We start from the raw sequence: 16,396 nt of genomic DNA, 5'->3' as shown, positions 1-16,396 counted from the left end.
AGGGCAGCGACTTACTTGACCGCGTCGATGCGGGCCATCAGCTCGGCGAACTGGGCACCGTACTTGGCGCGCACCGGGGCGGTGGCGTCGTAGAAAGGCTTGGTGTCGATGTTGATGAACTCCACGCCCTCGGCCTTGAGCTTGGCGGTGGATTCGGCCACGGCGGCGTCCCACAGCTTGCGCTGCTCCATCTGCGCCTCGCGGGCGCTGCGCTTGAACAGCTCGCGGTCCGCAGGCGAGAGCTTGTCCCAGGTCACCTTGGACACGACCAGGATCTCGGGAATGATCAGGTGGTGGGTCTGCGTGTAGTACTTGGCGCCGGCCTTGTAGTGGTTCGCGGTGTACAGGCTGGGCGGGTTGTTCTCGGCGCCGTCGAGCACACCGGTCTGGAGTGCGGTGAAGACCTCCCCGTAGCCCATGCTGATGCCGTTGCCGCCCATGGCGTTCATGGTGTCCACGAACAGCGGGTTGCCCATCATGCGCACCTTCTGGCCTTTGAGGTCCTCGGGCTTGCGCACCGGTTTCTTGGTGTAGAGGCTGCGCGAGCCGCCGTCCATCCAGGCCAGCGCCACGAGCCGGGCGGGCGAGGCGCTGATCTTGTCCAGCAGTTCCTGGCCGATCGGGCCGTCGATCACCGCGCGCATGTGGGCGATGTCACGGAACACGAAGGGCATGTTGAAAACGTTGACCTCGGGCACCACCGGGCCGACGGGCCCCAGGGACGTGCGCAGCACCTGGATGGCGCCCAGCTGGGTCTGCTCGATCATTTCCTTCTCGCCGCCCAGCACGCTGCCCGGGAACATCTGGAACTTGATCCGCCCGTTCGTGCCGGCCTCGATCTTCTTGCCCATGTTCTCCACGGCCACCACCGTGGGATAGCCGGCGGGGTGCACGTCGGCCGCCTTCATGGTCTGGGCCTGGGCAGCCAGGGGAGCGAAATGCAGTGCGGCGGCGGCCAGGCCGGCGAGCACGGTTCGGCGCAAGAACATGGAATGTCTCCTGAGTGGTGTGTCGTGGGTGGGAGGTCAGATGTCCGGCTTCACTCGAAAGGGCCGGTACGCACGAAAGCCCCGCCCTGGTAGAGCGAAGCCGGATCGTCCAGGTCCACCTGCGGCTCGGCCTCTTCGAGCGCGTGGCGGTACACGTCGGAGTTGTCGCGAGGGCGAAAGCCCAGGTGGCGCGCCTTGCGGTTGTCGTAGAACGCCGAGCTGTTGTCCGAGATGCCATAGACCACGCTCCAGCCCACCACCGGCGCGGTGAGACTGGCGACCACGAGGTGCTCCAGGTCGTCATAGGACATCCACGTGGACAGCATGCGGCGGTTCTTCGGCTCGGGGAAGGACGAACCGATGCGCGCCACCACGGTTTCGATGCCGTAGCGGTCGAAGTAAAGGCGCGCCAAGTCCTCACCGAAGGCCTTGGACAGTCCGTACAGTCCATCGGGACGCGGCGGGGTGTCGGCATCGATGACCTGGTCCTGGCGGTAGAAGCCCGTCACGTGGTTCGAGCTGGCGAAGAAGACGCGCTTGATGCCGTGCTTGCGGGCCCCTTCGTACAGGTTGTAGGCGCCCACGATGTTGGCCGAAAGGATCGGTTCCCAGGGCTGCTCGGTGGACACGCCGCCGAGGTGGACCACGGCGTCCACCCCCTCCAGCATCGCGTGCACAGCGGCCTTGTCGGCCAGGTCCGTCTGCACGCACTCCTCGCCGGCACCCGCCTCGCCCAGCGGGTCGATGTCCGACAGGCGCAATGCAATGCAGTAGGGCTTCAGGCGCCTGCGCAGTTCGCGGCCCAGCCCGCCGGCGGCGCCGGTCAGCAGCAGTCGCTTGAATCGGAAGGCAGGCTTGGATGGCATGTCGGGCTGATCGCAATCGGGATGAGACAGAAGAGACGAGCTTTCGCTGGCTGGCTGCACGGCTGTGGGCCACGGACTCTCCCGAACGACGGGAGATGAATCGTTTACCTCGCTGAGCCGATGCAGCATGGCAGGCTGCCTGCTCCAAGACTCCACAGCGCTAACCATCCGGCTGTTAAACGTTTAACTTTGATGCGTCGAATTTTCTGGTGCGGTCAAGCCGGTGTCAATGCGCCGATGCCTAGGGTTTGCCCGAACCCGACCCTCGTGCCGCCGTCGAGTCGCGCGGCACCAGGCGGGTCGCGATGGTCTCGTGCAGCGCGAGGTCCGACTCACCGGCCAACAGGCCGAGCAGATGCCGCGCGGCCGCTTCGCCCGTCGCCTCGCTGCCGGTGTCCACGCTCGTGAGGGAGGGCGTGGTGTAGCGGCCGTACGCGATGTTGTCGAAGCCCGCGATGGACACCTGCTGCGGCACGCGGAAGCCGAGCGCCCGGGCCTCGGCCATCAGGCCAAGCGCAAGCAGGTCGTTGTAGGCCACCACGGCCTCGGGAGTCTGCGCATCGAGCAGCACGCTGGAAGCGATACGCTCACCCTCCTCCGCCACGGGAGCGGGAACGTCGAAGCACTGCAGCGAAGCCTTGGTGCCCTGGAAGGCCGCGCGCAGCCCCTCCCACCGATCCTTGCTCCAGGGCGCGGCACCAAAGCCCACGTAGCTGATGCGGCGGTGGCCCAACTCGCGCAGATGGCGGCCCAGCATGAGTCCGCTCGCGTGGTTGTCGCAGCCCACGCTGTGCAAGCCCGGGCGTGGGGCGAGTCCGCCGTAGAACACGACCGGCTTGCGCGCCCACTCGCGCAGCCACTCGACCACGGCCACCGGCATGCGCGCGCTGACGATGAGGCCATCCACCTGCGGAAGCAGCGCCTGCAGCAGCGCCAACTCCGGCGCGCGGCTCTCGGCCGCATCGGCGAAAAGCAGGTTCATTCCGGCCTCGGCCGCCGCGCGGGATGCGCCTTTCACGAAACTCGTGAAGTGCGGATTGCGGATGTCCATGATGACGATGCCGAGGTTGCCCGTGCGGCCCGTGATCATTCCGCGCGCGAGTGGGTTCGTCCGGTAGCCCAGTTGCTGGATGGCGGCCGTGATGCGGGCCTCCACCTCGCGGCTGAACCGCTGGCCGCCGTTGACGAACTTCGAGACGGTTGCCGTGGACACGGCCGCGGCGTGGGCCACGTCCCGAATCGTGGCGGCCTTGCGCAGCGGCGGCAATTCCGCGGCTGCGTCGCGGGGAGATGGAGCGGCCGCCTTGATCATGGACGGCAACTGTACTCAATCCTTCCGGGGCATTCCTAAAATCGCCCGATGGATTCGCGCTTCGATCATCTTGGCCTGCTGGTGCGGGAACTGGCGGACGGCTCACGCGTGGTGGTCAGCCGCTTCGGCGGGCACGTTTTGTCCTGGTTCGCAGGTGGCCGCGAACGGCTCTACCTGAGTCGCAACGCGATCGCCGATGGGTGCCAGCCGATCCGCGGCGGCGTGCCGGTGTGCTTTCCGCAGTTCTCGAGCCGGGGGACGCTTGCGAAGCATGGATTCGCGCGCACCCGCGTGTGGTCCGAGGTGCCGTCCGCGGCGGCCGACACGATCCACCTCCGGCTTGTCGAGGACGCGGAGTCCCTGCGGCTGTGGCCCCGTCACTTCGCCCTCGACCTGCACGTGAGGCTACACCCACAGGCCCTCGATGTAGAACTGGCCGTCTGCAATACCGGAGGGGATCCATGGTCCGTCACAGGCGCGCTTCACACCTATATTCGGATCGAGGACTTGCACGCGACACGGCTGCTCGGCCTGGAGGGATTGCGCGTGGAAGACATGCTCTGCCGCACGTTCACCACATCGCTTCGCGACAGCCCGGACCTCTCGCACCCCATCGACAGCGTGTACCACGACGTCACCGGGCCACTGGAGCTGCGGGACCTGCGCCAGTGCGTTCGCATCGAACAAAGCGGCTTCGCGGACGCAGTCGTCTGGAATCCGGGCGAGGTCGCGGCAGCCCGGATCGCCGACATCGGCCCGGGCGAGGAGCGTGAGTTCCTCTGCGTGGAGGCAGCCCAGGTGCAATCGCCCGTGCTTCTCGAAGCGGGACAGTCGTGGCTCGGGCGACAGGTTCTCCGCATTTCCTGAGTCCGCCCGGTGGAGCCCGGTTTCGGAGAGCGCCGTCTGCTCCTGGCGCAAGCGGCTACGCACGAGCGACTAAGGAAACTCACGGTGTGCCGTTCGTACTTCCGGGTTCGACTCGATCATCCGCTGTCAACGCTTCAGCACGTCCCGCCATTCGGGATGGCGGGCAATTTGAGCCTTGGCAAACGGGCACAGCGGGATCACGACGCGCCCCTGCGCCCGCGCGTCTTCCACGCCGCGGCGCACCAGCGCCAGACCAACTCCGCGGCCGCGCAGCGCGTCCGGTACGTCGGTGTGATCGATGATGATCATCCGTTCGCCGGTGCGCGAATAGGTCATTTCGGCTTCGTGGCCGTCCAGCCGCACAAGGTAGCGCCCCTTGGACAATCCCTCTTCCCGTGCGATCTCGAATCCGTCTTTCGGCATGTCGGTCATGACCGTTGCTCCTTCTGTTCCCCAACAGCCTGGAGCGCGCGCGGTTGGCGTGGCTCACCGATCGCGCATTCGAGTGCGCTGACATTCCAGCCGCCGAGGTCGGCGGCCGCTCGGTAGGTGCTTTCCAGGAACGCCATCAACGCCGCTTCCGGATCGGCGGCCCGCCGCACCACGTCGTACGGCAGAAGAAACTCACCAAGTTCCTTGCTGTAGAAGGCGCCCACGGGCGCGACGTGCGCTTCGGCAAACCCCGCCGGAGCGGGATACGCGTAGGAGTAGAAGGCTGGGTAATCGATCGGCCCGCCGCCCGGCCAGAACCCGGCAGAGGACACCTCATGGCTGTAGGCCTCGCGCGTGACGTCGTCGGGCAGCGCGGGGATGCCGCCTGGGTGCATGGGCGCGTCTCGCCCGGAGAAGCGCGTCACCGCCAAGTCAAAGCTGCCCCAGAACAGGTGCACAGGGCTGGCCTTGCCCAGGAAGCCCGTGCGGAAGCGCTTCAACAGGCGGTCGGCCAACACGCTCGCGCGGAAGAAGCGGCTGACGGCATCGCGGTCGTAGGGCCGCTCGGCGCGATCCTCGACAAAGGGCACAGCATCCGGCACCTCGTTCGGCCGGCCGTGGAGAGCGGGCGTGGCCCCCAGTTCGCCGAGCAGCCCGAGGAAGTGCGCGTGGAAATCGGCTACCGACATCGGGCCCAGGGCAAATCGCGCCATCCTCCCGTCGGTCGTTGCGCCCACCACCGCGTGATCGACGAGGTCGAGGGTGATCTCCACTCCGCCCGGTTCATCAGGCACGAGCGAGGTGGTGAAGCCGCGCGCATTCACATAGAGCGTTGCCTGCCAGGAATGGTTCTGCCAGGGAGCCCGGGCGAAGCGGTACTTGCCGATCATCTGCGCGTACAGGTGCAGCGCCGAACAGGTCTCGCGCCAGGGCGGATAAGGTATGTCGGGCCAGATCGAACTCATGCGTCTGCCTTTCCTGCGTGGGATGCCAGATCGAGGCCGGTCAGCCCGTTCCCCGGGGGCGGTGCGTGATCGCCCTCGCGGAAATCGTAAACGAGGCGAGGAACGAGGAGAGGCCCCATGACCACGATTCTCGGCCTCTCCGGCAGCCTGGGCTCCGGCTCGATTCGTGGCCAAACCTTGCGCAGCGCAGCTGCTTAAATAAGCGGCAATCTGCTGCGAGCCAGCACTGGCGCGGGCTGGCGGCAGAAGCGCACCGGTGCATTCACAGAGTTGTCCACAGAAGCTGTGGGGATTGCCGCGAAACGCATCTGCCGCTGATCGCACCGCTGTGCGCCTCGTTCAGGTGCCGCCCACTGTCTTTGTCTGCGCAGCGCGGAACGCCCGCTCCAGGGTGTCGGCACTTGCAAGCTCTTTCTGAATGCGTGCGGCGGCCTCAGGAGCGCGGTCCGCTGGGTCTTCGATCGCGAGTTCGAGCAGCGTCAACGCATAGGTCAGGCGCTCTCCGTGAAGAGCGCCCAGCGCGTGCATCAAATGAACGGACTCCCAAGCATCGGGCTCCCGTCCATCTTTTCGGATTTCGCCGAGCACCTGCAGCGCGAACGTGACGACGACCTGGTTCTTCTGCTCCCCGTTCATCTCGCGGAAGGCGCGGTCTGTGGGGGCAAGGCTGTAAAGCTGCTCTCGATTCATGATCCGGTGATTATCCGCGTGTAAGGTGCTCAAGAGCGAACTGCGGGGAGTTCGCTCTCGGCCGCTCCTCGGCCGCTCCTTGGTCGCTGCTGCCCGCAGCCTGGGGCCGGTGATGCTGCTGCGGGCACCTGGAAGCACAAGTTGCTGAAGACATTGACGTGCGGGCAGTCGATAGACTGAGGACTTGGACACCGGCGCGCTCGCGTCATCAGCAAAGCGAGCGGTGCATGTGGATTTTGGTGAATGCACGGCCGTCCACGAGAACTGCCCGCGGCTCACTGCCGAAGGCGCGGAACCCGCAGCGCTCGTACAAACGCAGGGCCACTTCGTTGCCGCGGGTTACGGTCAACACGAGATCCTGCAATCCCTCGCTTCGCGCATGCGCAATTGCCGTGTCGATCAACATGGCGCCGAGGCCGCGACTGCTCGCCTCCGGTGCCACGTACATGGCCACGATCGTGCCTTTGTGCCGCTCCTTGGCGCGCCCGCCGCGCTCCAGGCCAGCCATGCCGACAAGCCCGAGCTTCGTGTCGAACGCGCCCCAGAACGCGGACGTTGCCGACTCCAAGCGCCTTGTGCTCTGGTCCAGCGGCAAGTGGCGATCCTCTTCCCAGCTGGAAGTGAACGCTTCCGGGTGGTCCTTCAGCGCGCGCAGTCTGAGCTCGCGAAAGGCAGCAGCATCCGTGGCGACGAGTCGGCGAATCTGCATGTCCGATTATCCCCGCAGGCAGCCGGCAGTGACGGGGGCGCCAGAGGTCCGCTGGCCGAACGCGAGGTCGAGACCTTCCCGCCCAGCATCCGACCTCACTTCCGATCGCAGCAATAAGAAGCCCAGAGGCGCCAGTGAATTGGTCGCCAAGACAGCGACAAGCTCCGGATAGACGTGACGCTGATTGGGCCAATAGCCGTGCTTCGTCTTGAAGCCATTGATGGCCTCGAACACCCGCTGGATCACGCCGCCAGCATCCTTGACCAAGGCATTCATGTGTTCGGTCCTCTTTGCACCTGATCGACGCACTCTAGCGTGTCCCATTCGCCAGCTTCAGGGTCGCCGGTAGCTGCGGGACTGGGAGGCGCCATAGGGTCGGCGATCATCGGCGCTCTCCAGGAAGGTGAGTTACACCTGTTTCCCTGCCTCTTCGGATACGGCGCTTGCGAGCGCGGTACCCCGGGCAATCCGCTCCCGGGATTGACCGAGCATCGAGGCCACGCAAGCGGCGGACACGTCCCGTCTCGACCTCCGCTGGACGGGCAACGCGAGGTCTCGCATCGTCCCAGCGTTCACACTAGAACTTGCACTGTGTCGCGGTCTTCTGCGCCGAGGGCTCGGGCGCGCGTTTCATGGACACGGGATCTAGACGGAACACCCGCACGGAGCAATAACGTCCATCCAAAGAGAAGACTGCTTCGTAGAGTCCATCCTTCTGCGGTTCAAAAGCAATAGTGACTTGGCAATGCAGATCGTATAGGGGGCGGGCGTCGTGCTGCATCACCCTGAAATGGTTGATAACGCGCCGACCGGCGGGCACCATCACGGTCTTTGCAGGACTCCTGGCCTCAACTTTGCCCACCAGGCTGTCAAGAGTGGGCGCCGTTGAACTGCCGATGGACCCCAGCAGTGCTATGCCATCGCACCGTTCCGACTGATACATGTATGCGTCGCCCGACCTGATTCCGTCTCCAGCAACGTACCTCACGGTCGCCGTCGGACCGGCAGTCGGCGCAACGTACGTGGCTGCGCAACCGCAAAGAATCAAGGAACAACTGGCGATCAGTACCGGCAGCTTCATGGTCGATCAAGTTTAGGCCAGTTGTGAAAGCGCTGGCTCTCCCTCGTCGCCGGCGCAGGTGCGGGACCGCCACGGGCAACGCAGTGAGTCATAAGGCGGCCATGGCCGGAATGCGAAAGCTCGCCGCGGGGCGGAACTGACAAGCCCATGTGATGCGCTCTCATCCGGCTGATAGACATCACGTTTCAACGCTTGTCCGCTTCTGGCCGAAAGCAGGGTCGCCGTCTCTACTCGCGCCGAGCAAGGCAGAAGTGGACACGGCACTCGGTGGTGTGACCTCGGGCGGAGAGGCAATCCAGCAGCTCCGCCTTGATCTGCAAACCCGCATCGAGCGCTCGCTCCCGCATCAGCCGCATGCGATCCAGCCTCGCCTCCCACGCCACCAGGACGTCCGGATCGGCGGGCCCCGAGAACGAGAGTTCGCGGTCGGGGAGGATGTCGACCTTGCGCACTTGGAATCCGCAGGTCACGAGATGGTCGGCAAGCTTGCCGCCCATGTCGAAGTCGTAGCGGCCGGCTTGGCGGCTGTCGTGCGCGTACTTCTTCAGGAAGTCGCAGGCGCCGGATGAAAGCGGCTGGTGGTCGAACATGCCCGACACCTCGGTCAGTGCGATCCAGCCACCCGGGCGCAGCAGCTCTCGCCACTTGGAGAGCACCGCCGGCAGATCTGGAAAGTACGCGGCGACGAAGCTCGCCCAGATACCATCGAACGGAGCTTGAACCTGCGGATCGCGAATGTCCCCCCGCGTGAACGTCGCACCTGGGACGCCGCGCGAACGGGCGCGCGCAAGCAGTTCCTCGTTGCCGTCTATCCCTACAACCTGCGCGCCTCGCGCGGCCAGGTCGCGCGACTGCTCGCCGATGGCGCACCCCAGATCGAGCACGCGCGTGCCCGCAAGCGACGGGAGCGGCCCGTAAGCCTGCTGCCACGACCTCCAGCGGTACTGCTGCTCGTACTGGGATGCGAGGTCCATGGACGCCATTAGAGCAGCTGAGGGTCAGCAAGTCCGCTTCCGACCCGAAGCAGGCGTCGCTTTCCGCTCAAGACGTGGCAAAACGCATCTCTTCCCCTATCGCTTGTCTTCGAAGTCCCTCTGTGTCAGGCTAGTTGTCGCGCTTGAATCTCAACTTTGGCGGGAGAACCTGCGCTTCGCTCAGGTGCGCCGTCTCCAGCACGGCGTGGAATTTGCGGGCACTGCTCCTGTCGTCCTCGAAACGGAAGGCGCAGTTCCTATCAATGCGGCATCGGCTTTCCGCTAGGCTCGTGCGACCGGTTCAGCCGCATCATGAGGAGCGATCAGCCGATGCGCAACGACAAGAAGCAGAACGACAAGAAGCAGAACGACAGGAAGTCCGCTGGATTCGTCCTGGTTCGCGGAGCCCGCGAGCACAACCTGAAGAACGTCGATCTCGACGTGCCTCGCGACGCCCTGGTCGTCTTCAGCGGCGTGTCGGGGTCGGGCAAGTCATCGCTGGCGTTCGGCACCCTCTACGCCGAAGCGCAACGGCGGTACCTGGAATCGGTGGCGCCGTACGCGCGTCGCCTGATGGACCAGGTCGGCGTGCCCGCAGTGGACAGCATCGACGGGCTGCCGCCAGCCATCGCCTTGCAGCAGCAGCGCGGAAGCCCCAATGCGAGGTCGTCGGTGGGCAGCGTGACCACGCTTTCCAGCCTGCTGCGCATGCTGTACTCGCGCGCCGGCAGCTACCCGCCCGGGCAGCCGATGCTGTTCGCGGAAGACTTCTCGCCGAACAGCCCGCAAGGCGCTTGTCCCGGCTGCCACGGCCTGGGCCACGTCTTCGAGGTGACCGAAGAAACCATGGTGCCCGACCCGACGCTCACGATCCGCGATCGCGCGGTGGCTGCATGGCCGCCGGCGTGGCATGGCCAGAACCTGCGCGACATCCTCGTTTCTCTGGGGCACGACATCGACAAGCCGTGGCACAAGCTGCCCCGGAAGACGCGCGACTGGATCCTGTACACGGAAGAACAACCCACGGTGCCGGTCTATGCAGGCTTCAGCCCCGAGGAGACGCGGCAAGCGCTTGCCAGCGGGATCGAGCCGAGCTACCAGGGCACTTTCATGGGCGCTCGAAAGTACGTCCTGCACACGTTCGCGACCACGCAAAGCGCACAGATGAAAAGGCGCGTCTCGCGCTTCATGCGCCCGAGCCTGTGCCCGCAGTGCAAGGGCAAGCGGCTCAAGCGCGAATCCCTGTCCGTGAAGTTTGCCGGCATGGACCTGGCCGAGATGTCCGCCCTGCCCTTGCAGCGGCTTGTCGAGATCCTGCGGCCGGCGGTGGATGCGCGGATGGACGAAGAGCGGCTTCCTGCACCCATCGACGCCGCTGCCATGAAGGCCTCGGCCGCCGCCGAGCGCGCACGCCGCCTCACGGCAGGAGGTGCCGCCCATGACGCGTCGCCTGACGTCCGGCGCACGCCCAACCTCTCCGAAGAAAAACGCATCGCGGCGCAGCGCATCGCATCGGCGGTCTCGCAGCGCGTCGAGACATTGGTCGGCCTCGGACTCGGGTATCTGTCCCTCGACCGCAGTACGCCGACCTTGTCGCCGGGCGAGCTTCAGCGCCTGCGCCTGGCCACCCAGATCAGGTCGAACCTGTTCGGCGTGGTGTACGTGCTGGACGAGCCGTCCGCAGGCCTCCACCCCGCCGATGCCGAGTCGCTCTACGCAGCCTTCGACGCCCTGAAGCAGGCCGGGAACACGTTGTTCGTCGTCGAGCACGACCTGCATTTGATCCGGCGCGCGGACTGGCTGGTGGACGTCGGCCCCGACGCCGGCGAAAAAGGCGGCCGCATCCTCTACAGCGGCCCGCCGGAAGGCCTGCAGGACGTGACCGCTTCCCACACGGCGCGCTACCTGTTCGGCACGGCGCCTGTCGCGCGCGACGCGCGCGCGCAGGCCCGCGTGGCCCGGGACTACCTCCGGCTGGAGGGGATCCGGCACAACAACCTCCACGGCGTCGACGCCGCCTTCCCCATCGGTGCCTTGACGACGGTGACGGGCGTGTCCGGGTCGGGAAAGTCGAGCCTGGTGAGCCATGCCCTGGTCGACCTGGTGTCGGCCCATCTCGGCCAGGAAGTGGCGCGTGAGGACCAGGGCGATGGCGAGGGCGAAGGTCCGGTTTCGTCCATGCGGGCAGCGGGTCGTCTGGCGGGCGGCCAGGACGCCATCCGACGCCTCGTCGTGGTCGACCAGAAGCCGATCGGCCGCACGCCCCGCTCGAACCTTGCGACCTACACGGGATTGTTCGACGACGTGCGCAAGCTGTTCGCATCGACACGCGCGGCCAGGGCACGCAGGTACGACGCGGGCCGCTTCTCGTTCAACGTCGCCAAGGGCCGCTGCGACACCTGCGAGGGCGAGGGCTTCGTGAGCGTGGAGATGCTGTTCATGCCCAGCGTCTATGCACCCTGCCCGAAGTGCCATGGCGCCCGGTACAACGAGGCCACGCTGAGCATCCTGTGGAACGGCAAGTCGATCGCCGACGTGCTCGGCTTGACGGTCGAGGCTGCCAGGGCGTTCTTTGCAGACCAGCCGTCGATTGCGCGAAGCCTGTCGGTACTCGAAGACATCGGGCTGGGCTACCTGCGCCTGGGACAGCCTGCGACCGAGCTCTCGGGCGGCGAAGCCCAGCGCATCAAGCTGGGCACCGAACTGCAGCGTTCCCAGCGCGGCTCGACGCTGTACGTCCTGGACGAGCCGACAACCGGCCTGCATCCGGCCGACGTGGACCGCCTCATGCGGCAACTTCATGCCTTGGTCGATGCACGCAACACCGTGGTGCTGGTCGAACACGATGTCCGCGTGATGGCGCAAAGCGACTGGATCATCGACCTCGGACCTGGGGCGGGCGCCGAGGGAGGCCGCATCGTCGCGAGTGGCACCGTCGAGACGGTCGTGGCGAACAAGCTCAGTCGCACTGCGCCGTACCTGAGGGAGGCATGGGCCCAGCGCGTCTGAGCGCGAGCGCAGCAGCGTCGGGCGGTCGCTGGAAGCGCCGGTCCTCACCTGTCCACGGCTGCGGAGGGCACCTGGAATCGTCGCTGGCCCTGCAGCAGATCCGCCACTACGCAGGCGCTGCCGGCAGCCAGGGTTCGGCACGCTTGGTGGCTCGCCGCTCTCCATGATCATCTCGTGCTCCAGCGAAACCCGGTCGACCTCGCCGTTGAGCAGCGCCGAGAAGCTGCGGCGGTGGCTGACGGGCGCCGCGGAGCCCCACGCGTCACCCTCCCTCCTGCGCGCGGCGCCCGGGTCGTCGCCACGGAGGTCGAGCGGTTCGCATCCGCCGCGCGAGCGTTCAACGGCTTCGCCGGCCCCGAACGTTCGCGGACGTAGCCGTCAGGCCTGCGCAGCCCATGGCTCATGGCCGCTTTGACGACCTTTGTGCGCCAGTCCTGGGGCAACTCCGCACCTGCCGTTTCCACGTTCGACGTGCAAGCACAAGCAGGCAGCAGGCGGCGGTCAGCGGCGTTCACGACCGCAGCTCCGCCTGTGCCCCCGACGAGATTGCCGGCTCTCGCCTGGCCGCAGACGGGCTTCAGGCCGTTACCGGCGACATGACCTTCTCCGGCGTCATCGGCAGCACCCGGGTCCTGCGCCCGGTGGCATGCCAGATCGCATTGGAGATCGCGGCCGCGACTCCCAGCCCGCCGATCTCGCCCACGCCTTTGGCGCCCAGGCGGCTGACGATGCGATCGTCTTCCGGCACGAAGATGACCTCCAGCGAATGGACATCCGCGTTCACCGGCACGTGGTAATTGGCCAGGTCCACGGTCATGAAGCGGCCGAGCCCGTGATCGATCAAGGTACCCTCATGCAGCGCCTGTCCGATGCCCCAGACGATGCCGCCCAGGACCTGGCTGCGGGCCGTGAGCTCGTTGATGATCCGGCCGCAAGCCACCGCGCTCACCACCCGCGTGACGCGCACGGTGCCCATGGCCTCGTCCACCCGCACCTCGCAGAACACCGCCGAATGGGCGGCGCGCTGGTAGCGGCCCTGCTCGTCCTCGTCCGGCTCCAGGTGGAAGTGCGCCTCCAGCGTGCCGACGCCTGCGCCCGCCAGCACCTGGTGCAGGCCCAGCCCATCGCCCGTCGAATTGCGCAGCCGCACGCTGCCGCCGATGAACTCCACGTCCGCGAACTCGCTGCCGGCCAGCGGTGACCCGGCCATCGCTCGCGCGAGCTGCCAGACCTTCTTGCGCAGCTTCTCGCAGGCACCATCCACCGCCGAGCCGACGCTGGCCACGTGCGAAGACCCGCCTTCCGTCGGCGCCTGGGGCAGGCGCGTGTCGGCGATGTGCACGCGCACGTCGTCCAGCCGCATACCCAGCGCGGCCGCCGCAAGCTGCGCCAGCACCGTGCTGGTGCCGGTGCCGATGTCGCTGGCCGCCGTTTCCACGTCAACACAGCCATCGGCATGCCACACCACCCGCGCCTGCGCTTCCTGCTGCTCGGCGATCCATTGCCCGCTGGCCATGCCCCAGCCAATCAGTTCGTGGCCCTCGCGCATGCTGCGCGGCTGCGGGGGGCGCCGCGACCAGCCGAAGCGCTCCGCCGCGAGCAGGTAGCACTCGCGTAGCTTCTTGCTGGAATACGGCTTGTCGCCGGATGGCGAACGCTCGGCGTGGTTGTGCAGGCGCAGCGCCAGCGGGTCCATTCCCAGCGCCTGCGCCAGTTCGTCCATGGCGACCTCCAGCGCGAACAGGCCGCTGGCCGCCCCCGGTGCCCGCATGTCCAGCGGCGTCGGCAGATCCAGCGGCAGCACGCGATAGTCGCCGCGCAGGTTCTCGCAGCGATAAAGCGTGCCCGACCATCGCGTGACCATCTCGGTGAAGTCGCTCACGCGCGAGGTTTCGCCTACCGCCTCGTGGATCAGCGCCTGGAGCGTGCCGTCGCGCGCTGCGCCCAGTCGCACCCGCTGCCAGATCTCCGGCCGATGCCCGAAGGTGAACATCTGCTGGCGCGTCAGCACCACCCGCACCGCCCGCCGCAGGTGCAACGCGCCGACGATCGCCAGCAGCAGGTTGTACTGCGGCCGCAGACCGGAACCGAAGGCGCCGCCCACGAACGTGTTCAGCAGCGTCAGCTGGCTCTCCGGCAAGCCGAACACCTTCGCCAGCCGCTTGCGGGTCGCGTAGCCGCCCTGGTTCTTGTCGTGGATGGTGAGCCTGCCATCGCCCTCGAAGATCACCGTGCTGGCGTGCAGTTCCATCGGGTTGTGGTGCTCGACGGCCTGGTGGAATTCGGCGTCCGTCTTCACGGGCGCGATGGCGAAAGCCGCGTCGGCGTCGCCGCGCGGCGTGGGCGGCGCCGTGTCTTCGTCGAGCTCGTAGGGGGCGCGGCCATCGGCGCGGCGCCGCAGCAGGTCGGTCGCGTGTGGCTGCCGCTCGTAGTCGATGCGCACCAAACCGGCCGCGTAGCGCGCCGCTTCCCAACTCTGCGCCAGCACCAACGCCACCGGCTGGCCGGCATAGTGCACCCTGTCGCTCACCAGCGGCTTGACCGGCACGGTGGAGAAATCCTCGCCTGACCCGAAATAGTGCGCGAGCTGCGGCGCCTCGCTGGGCTGGCCGTGCCACAGCACATCCAGCACACCGCGCACCGCCCGCGCCTGCGCATCGTGCACGGCCAGGATGCGTCCGCGGGGAATGGCGGCATTGACCACGACGCCATGCACGAGGCCGTCCACGGTGATCTCGGCGGCATAGCGAGCCTGCCCGGTCACTTTCGCACGCCCGTCGATGCGCGGGACGGGATCGCCCAAGGCGACGAAGCCGGCCCCATCGGCGGCCACCGGCTGCAGCGGCGTCGCGGGGCCGGCGCTCATGGTGCATCCTCCGCGTGCTGGGTGACCGTGCCGGCAGTGGCGAGCGCCAACGCGCGGACGATGGCCCGCCGCGCCAGCGGGATCTTGAACGCGTTGCTGCCCTCGCCCGCGCCCTGCGGCACGGCACCCTGCAGCAGTGCGTCGGCGGCGCGCGCGAACGATGCTTCCTTCGCCGGCTGGCCGACCAGCAGCGCTTCGGCGGCCGGATCGCGCCAGGGCTTGTGGGCCACGCCGCCGAGGGCCAGCCGCGCGGCGCGGATGATGCCGCCGTCCAGGTCCAGTGCCGCCGCCACCGAAACCAGCGCGAAGGCATAGGACAGCCGCTCGCGCAGCTTGAGGTAGACGCTGTGGGCCCGGAATCCGTCCGCCGGCGGCAGCGTGAGCGCGACGATCAGCTCGTCATGCGCCAGCGTGGTGTCGAGGTCCGGGCGGTCACCGGGCAGGCGGTGGAAATCGGCGAACGGGATCGTGCGTTCGCCGCGCGGGGACACAACCTGCACCGTCGCTTCCAGCGCGGCGAGCGCCACGCACATGTCGGAGGGATGGGTGGCCACGCAATGCGCGCTGGCACCCAGGATGGCATGCTGCCGCGCGAGGCTCCCCATTGCCGAACAGCCGGAACCCGGCTGGCGCTTGTTGCAGGGTGTGGCAATGTCGTAGAAGTAGCAGCAGCGCGTGCGTTGCAGCAGGTTGCCACCGTTGGTGGCCATGTTGCGGATCTGCGCGGTGGCGCCGGCCAGGATGGCCGTGGCCAGCAGGGGGTACCGCTCGCGCACCAGCGGGTGCCAGGCCGTGGCCGCGTTGCGGGCCAGCGCGCCCAGCCGAACGCCACCGTCGGACGTGGGCTCGATCGCGTCGAGCCCGAGCCGGTTGATGTCGAGCAGCCGCGCAGGCCGCAGCACGCTCACCTTCATCAGGTCGATGAGATTGGTGCCACCGGCGATGAAGCTTGTACCCTCGCCGGCCAGCCAGAGCGCCCCGGGAACGTCTTCTACCGTGACAAACGTGAACGGGTTCATGCCGGCTCCTCCCCTGCCCGGGCGCCGCGTGCATTCACCGTCGTCCCCGCGATCCAGGCGCTGCGCGCCACCTCGCTGGCGTGCGGTCCGGGTCCGAGCACCACCTGCGCCACCGCCTGGGCGATCTGCGCATAGGCGCCGCAGCGGCACAGATTGCCCGACATCAGCTCCCGAACGTCATCCAGCGACTTCGCGTGTCCCTCGCTCGCCAATCCGACGGCCGAGCACAGTTGCCCCGGCGTGCAGTAGCCGCACTGGAAGGCATCGTGCTGCATGAAGGCCTCCTGCAGCGGATGCAGCTGGTCGCCGTGGGCGAGGCCCTCCACCGTGGTCACCTCGCGGCCGTCGTGCATGACGGCGAGGCTCAGGCAGGAAAGCACGCGTACGCCGTCGACGAGTACTGTGCAGGCGCCACACTGTCCGTGGTCGCAGCCTTTCTTGGTGCCCGTGAGGTCGAGGTGGTCGCGCAAGAGGTCCAGTAGCGCAGTCCAGCTCTCGACTTCGAGCTCGTGCGGCGTACCGTTGACGCGCAGCCGGATGGCGTGGCGGGAAGGCGGGGCAGGTGGCGGCATGGGCAGCCTCCGGAAAGCAGAGCGGGGGAGCATTCTGCAAGCCGG

15 protein-coding genes are annotated in these 16,396 nt (G+C 67.3%); 2 read left to right on the top strand and 13 right to left on the bottom strand.

Going from position 1 to position 16,396, the window contains the following annotated elements:
- Positions 1-11: 11 nt before the first annotated feature.
- The 3 genes from EZ242_RS01920 to EZ242_RS01910 all read right to left on the bottom strand — a co-directional run bounded on the left by EZ242_RS01920 (position 12) and on the right by EZ242_RS01910 (position 3,167).
- Complete coding sequence (locus EZ242_RS01920; RefSeq protein ID WP_135283413.1) at positions 12-989, bottom strand: TRAP transporter substrate-binding protein; 978 nt, start codon at positions 987-989, stop codon at positions 12-14.
- Between the two features lie 50 nt (positions 990-1,039).
- Positions 1,040-1,855, bottom strand: a complete 816-nt coding sequence (locus tag EZ242_RS01915) for an NAD-dependent epimerase/dehydratase family protein (protein WP_135283412.1) — start codon at positions 1,853-1,855, stop codon at positions 1,040-1,042.
- Between the two features lie 241 nt (positions 1,856-2,096).
- On the bottom strand, positions 2,097-3,167 hold the full coding sequence (locus EZ242_RS01910; protein WP_240786949.1) for a LacI family DNA-binding transcriptional regulator: 1,071 nt from the start codon (positions 3,165-3,167) through the stop codon (positions 2,097-2,099).
- Positions 3,168-3,215: 48 nt separating this feature from the next.
- Between EZ242_RS01910 and EZ242_RS01905 the strand changes: the two genes are divergently transcribed.
- Positions 3,216-4,034, top strand: a complete 819-nt coding sequence (locus tag EZ242_RS01905) for a D-hexose-6-phosphate mutarotase (RefSeq protein ID WP_135283411.1) — start codon at positions 3,216-3,218, stop codon at positions 4,032-4,034.
- Between the two features lie 126 nt (positions 4,035-4,160).
- Here EZ242_RS01905 and EZ242_RS01900 read toward each other — a convergent pair whose 3' ends face one another.
- The 7 genes from EZ242_RS01900 to EZ242_RS01870 form a co-directional block, all read right to left on the bottom strand.
- Positions 4,161-4,466 carry a GNAT family N-acetyltransferase gene (locus EZ242_RS01900; protein ID WP_135283410.1) on the bottom strand — a complete coding sequence of 102 codons (306 nt, stop codon included), beginning with the start codon at positions 4,464-4,466 and terminating at the stop codon, positions 4,161-4,163.
- Positions 4,463-5,431, bottom strand: a complete 969-nt coding sequence (locus EZ242_RS01895) for a DUF5996 family protein (protein ID WP_135283409.1) — start codon at positions 5,429-5,431, stop codon at positions 4,463-4,465. Before EZ242_RS01895 ends, EZ242_RS01900 begins: the two co-directional genes overlap by 4 nt.
- A gap of 339 nt (positions 5,432-5,770) precedes the next feature.
- The gene (locus EZ242_RS01890; protein ID WP_135283408.1) at positions 5,771-6,121 is read right to left on the bottom strand and encodes a hypothetical protein; all 351 of its coding nucleotides are present in this window, start codon (positions 6,119-6,121) and stop codon (positions 5,771-5,773) included.
- 208 nt (positions 6,122-6,329) lie between these two features.
- Positions 6,330-6,830: a GNAT family N-acetyltransferase gene (locus EZ242_RS01885; protein WP_135283407.1), complete on the bottom strand. Its 501-nt coding sequence runs from the start codon at positions 6,828-6,830 to the stop codon at positions 6,330-6,332.
- A gap of 6 nt (positions 6,831-6,836) precedes the next feature.
- On the bottom strand, positions 6,837-7,106 hold the full coding sequence (locus tag EZ242_RS01880) for a hypothetical protein (protein WP_135283406.1): 270 nt from the start codon (positions 7,104-7,106) through the stop codon (positions 6,837-6,839).
- Between the two features lie 301 nt (positions 7,107-7,407).
- Entirely contained in the window at positions 7,408-7,911 is a 504-nt protein-coding gene (locus EZ242_RS01875; protein WP_135283405.1) for a hypothetical protein, read from the bottom strand.
- 227 nt (positions 7,912-8,138) lie between these two features.
- Complete coding sequence (locus EZ242_RS01870; protein WP_167784606.1) at positions 8,139-8,885, bottom strand: class I SAM-dependent methyltransferase; 747 nt, start codon at positions 8,883-8,885, stop codon at positions 8,139-8,141.
- Between the two features lie 330 nt (positions 8,886-9,215).
- Here EZ242_RS01870 and EZ242_RS01865 point away from each other — a divergent pair, with 330 nt between their 5' ends.
- Positions 9,216-11,894, top strand: coding sequence for an excinuclease ABC subunit UvrA (locus EZ242_RS01865; protein WP_135283403.1), 2,679 nt, complete (start codon positions 9,216-9,218; stop codon positions 11,892-11,894).
- A gap of 577 nt (positions 11,895-12,471) precedes the next feature.
- Here EZ242_RS01865 and EZ242_RS01860 read toward each other — a convergent pair.
- The 3 genes from EZ242_RS01860 to EZ242_RS01850 are packed head-to-tail and all read right to left on the bottom strand — an operon-like array spanning position 12,472 to position 16,351.
- Positions 12,472-14,760 (bottom strand): xanthine dehydrogenase family protein molybdopterin-binding subunit, encoded by a 2,289-nt coding sequence (locus tag EZ242_RS01860; RefSeq protein WP_135283402.1) that lies wholly within the window; start codon positions 14,758-14,760, stop codon positions 12,472-12,474.
- Positions 14,757-15,779 (bottom strand): FAD binding domain-containing protein, encoded by a 1,023-nt coding sequence (locus tag EZ242_RS01855; protein WP_135283401.1) that lies wholly within the window; start codon positions 15,777-15,779, stop codon positions 14,757-14,759. The genes EZ242_RS01860 and EZ242_RS01855 overlap by 4 nt, the downstream gene beginning before the upstream one ends.
- Complete coding sequence (locus tag EZ242_RS01850; protein ID WP_205960577.1) at positions 15,776-16,351, bottom strand: (2Fe-2S)-binding protein; 576 nt, start codon at positions 16,349-16,351, stop codon at positions 15,776-15,778. Before EZ242_RS01850 ends, EZ242_RS01855 begins: the two co-directional genes overlap by 4 nt.
- Positions 16,352-16,396: the final 45 nt, after the last annotated feature.

This window comes from Ramlibacter rhizophilus, from assembly GCF_004681965.1.
Taxonomy (GTDB): domain Bacteria; phylum Pseudomonadota; class Gammaproteobacteria; order Burkholderiales; family Burkholderiaceae_C; genus Ramlibacter; species Ramlibacter rhizophilus.
Note: the sequence above shows the minus strand (reverse complement) of the source record. Positions and strands in the feature narration are given on the sequence as shown.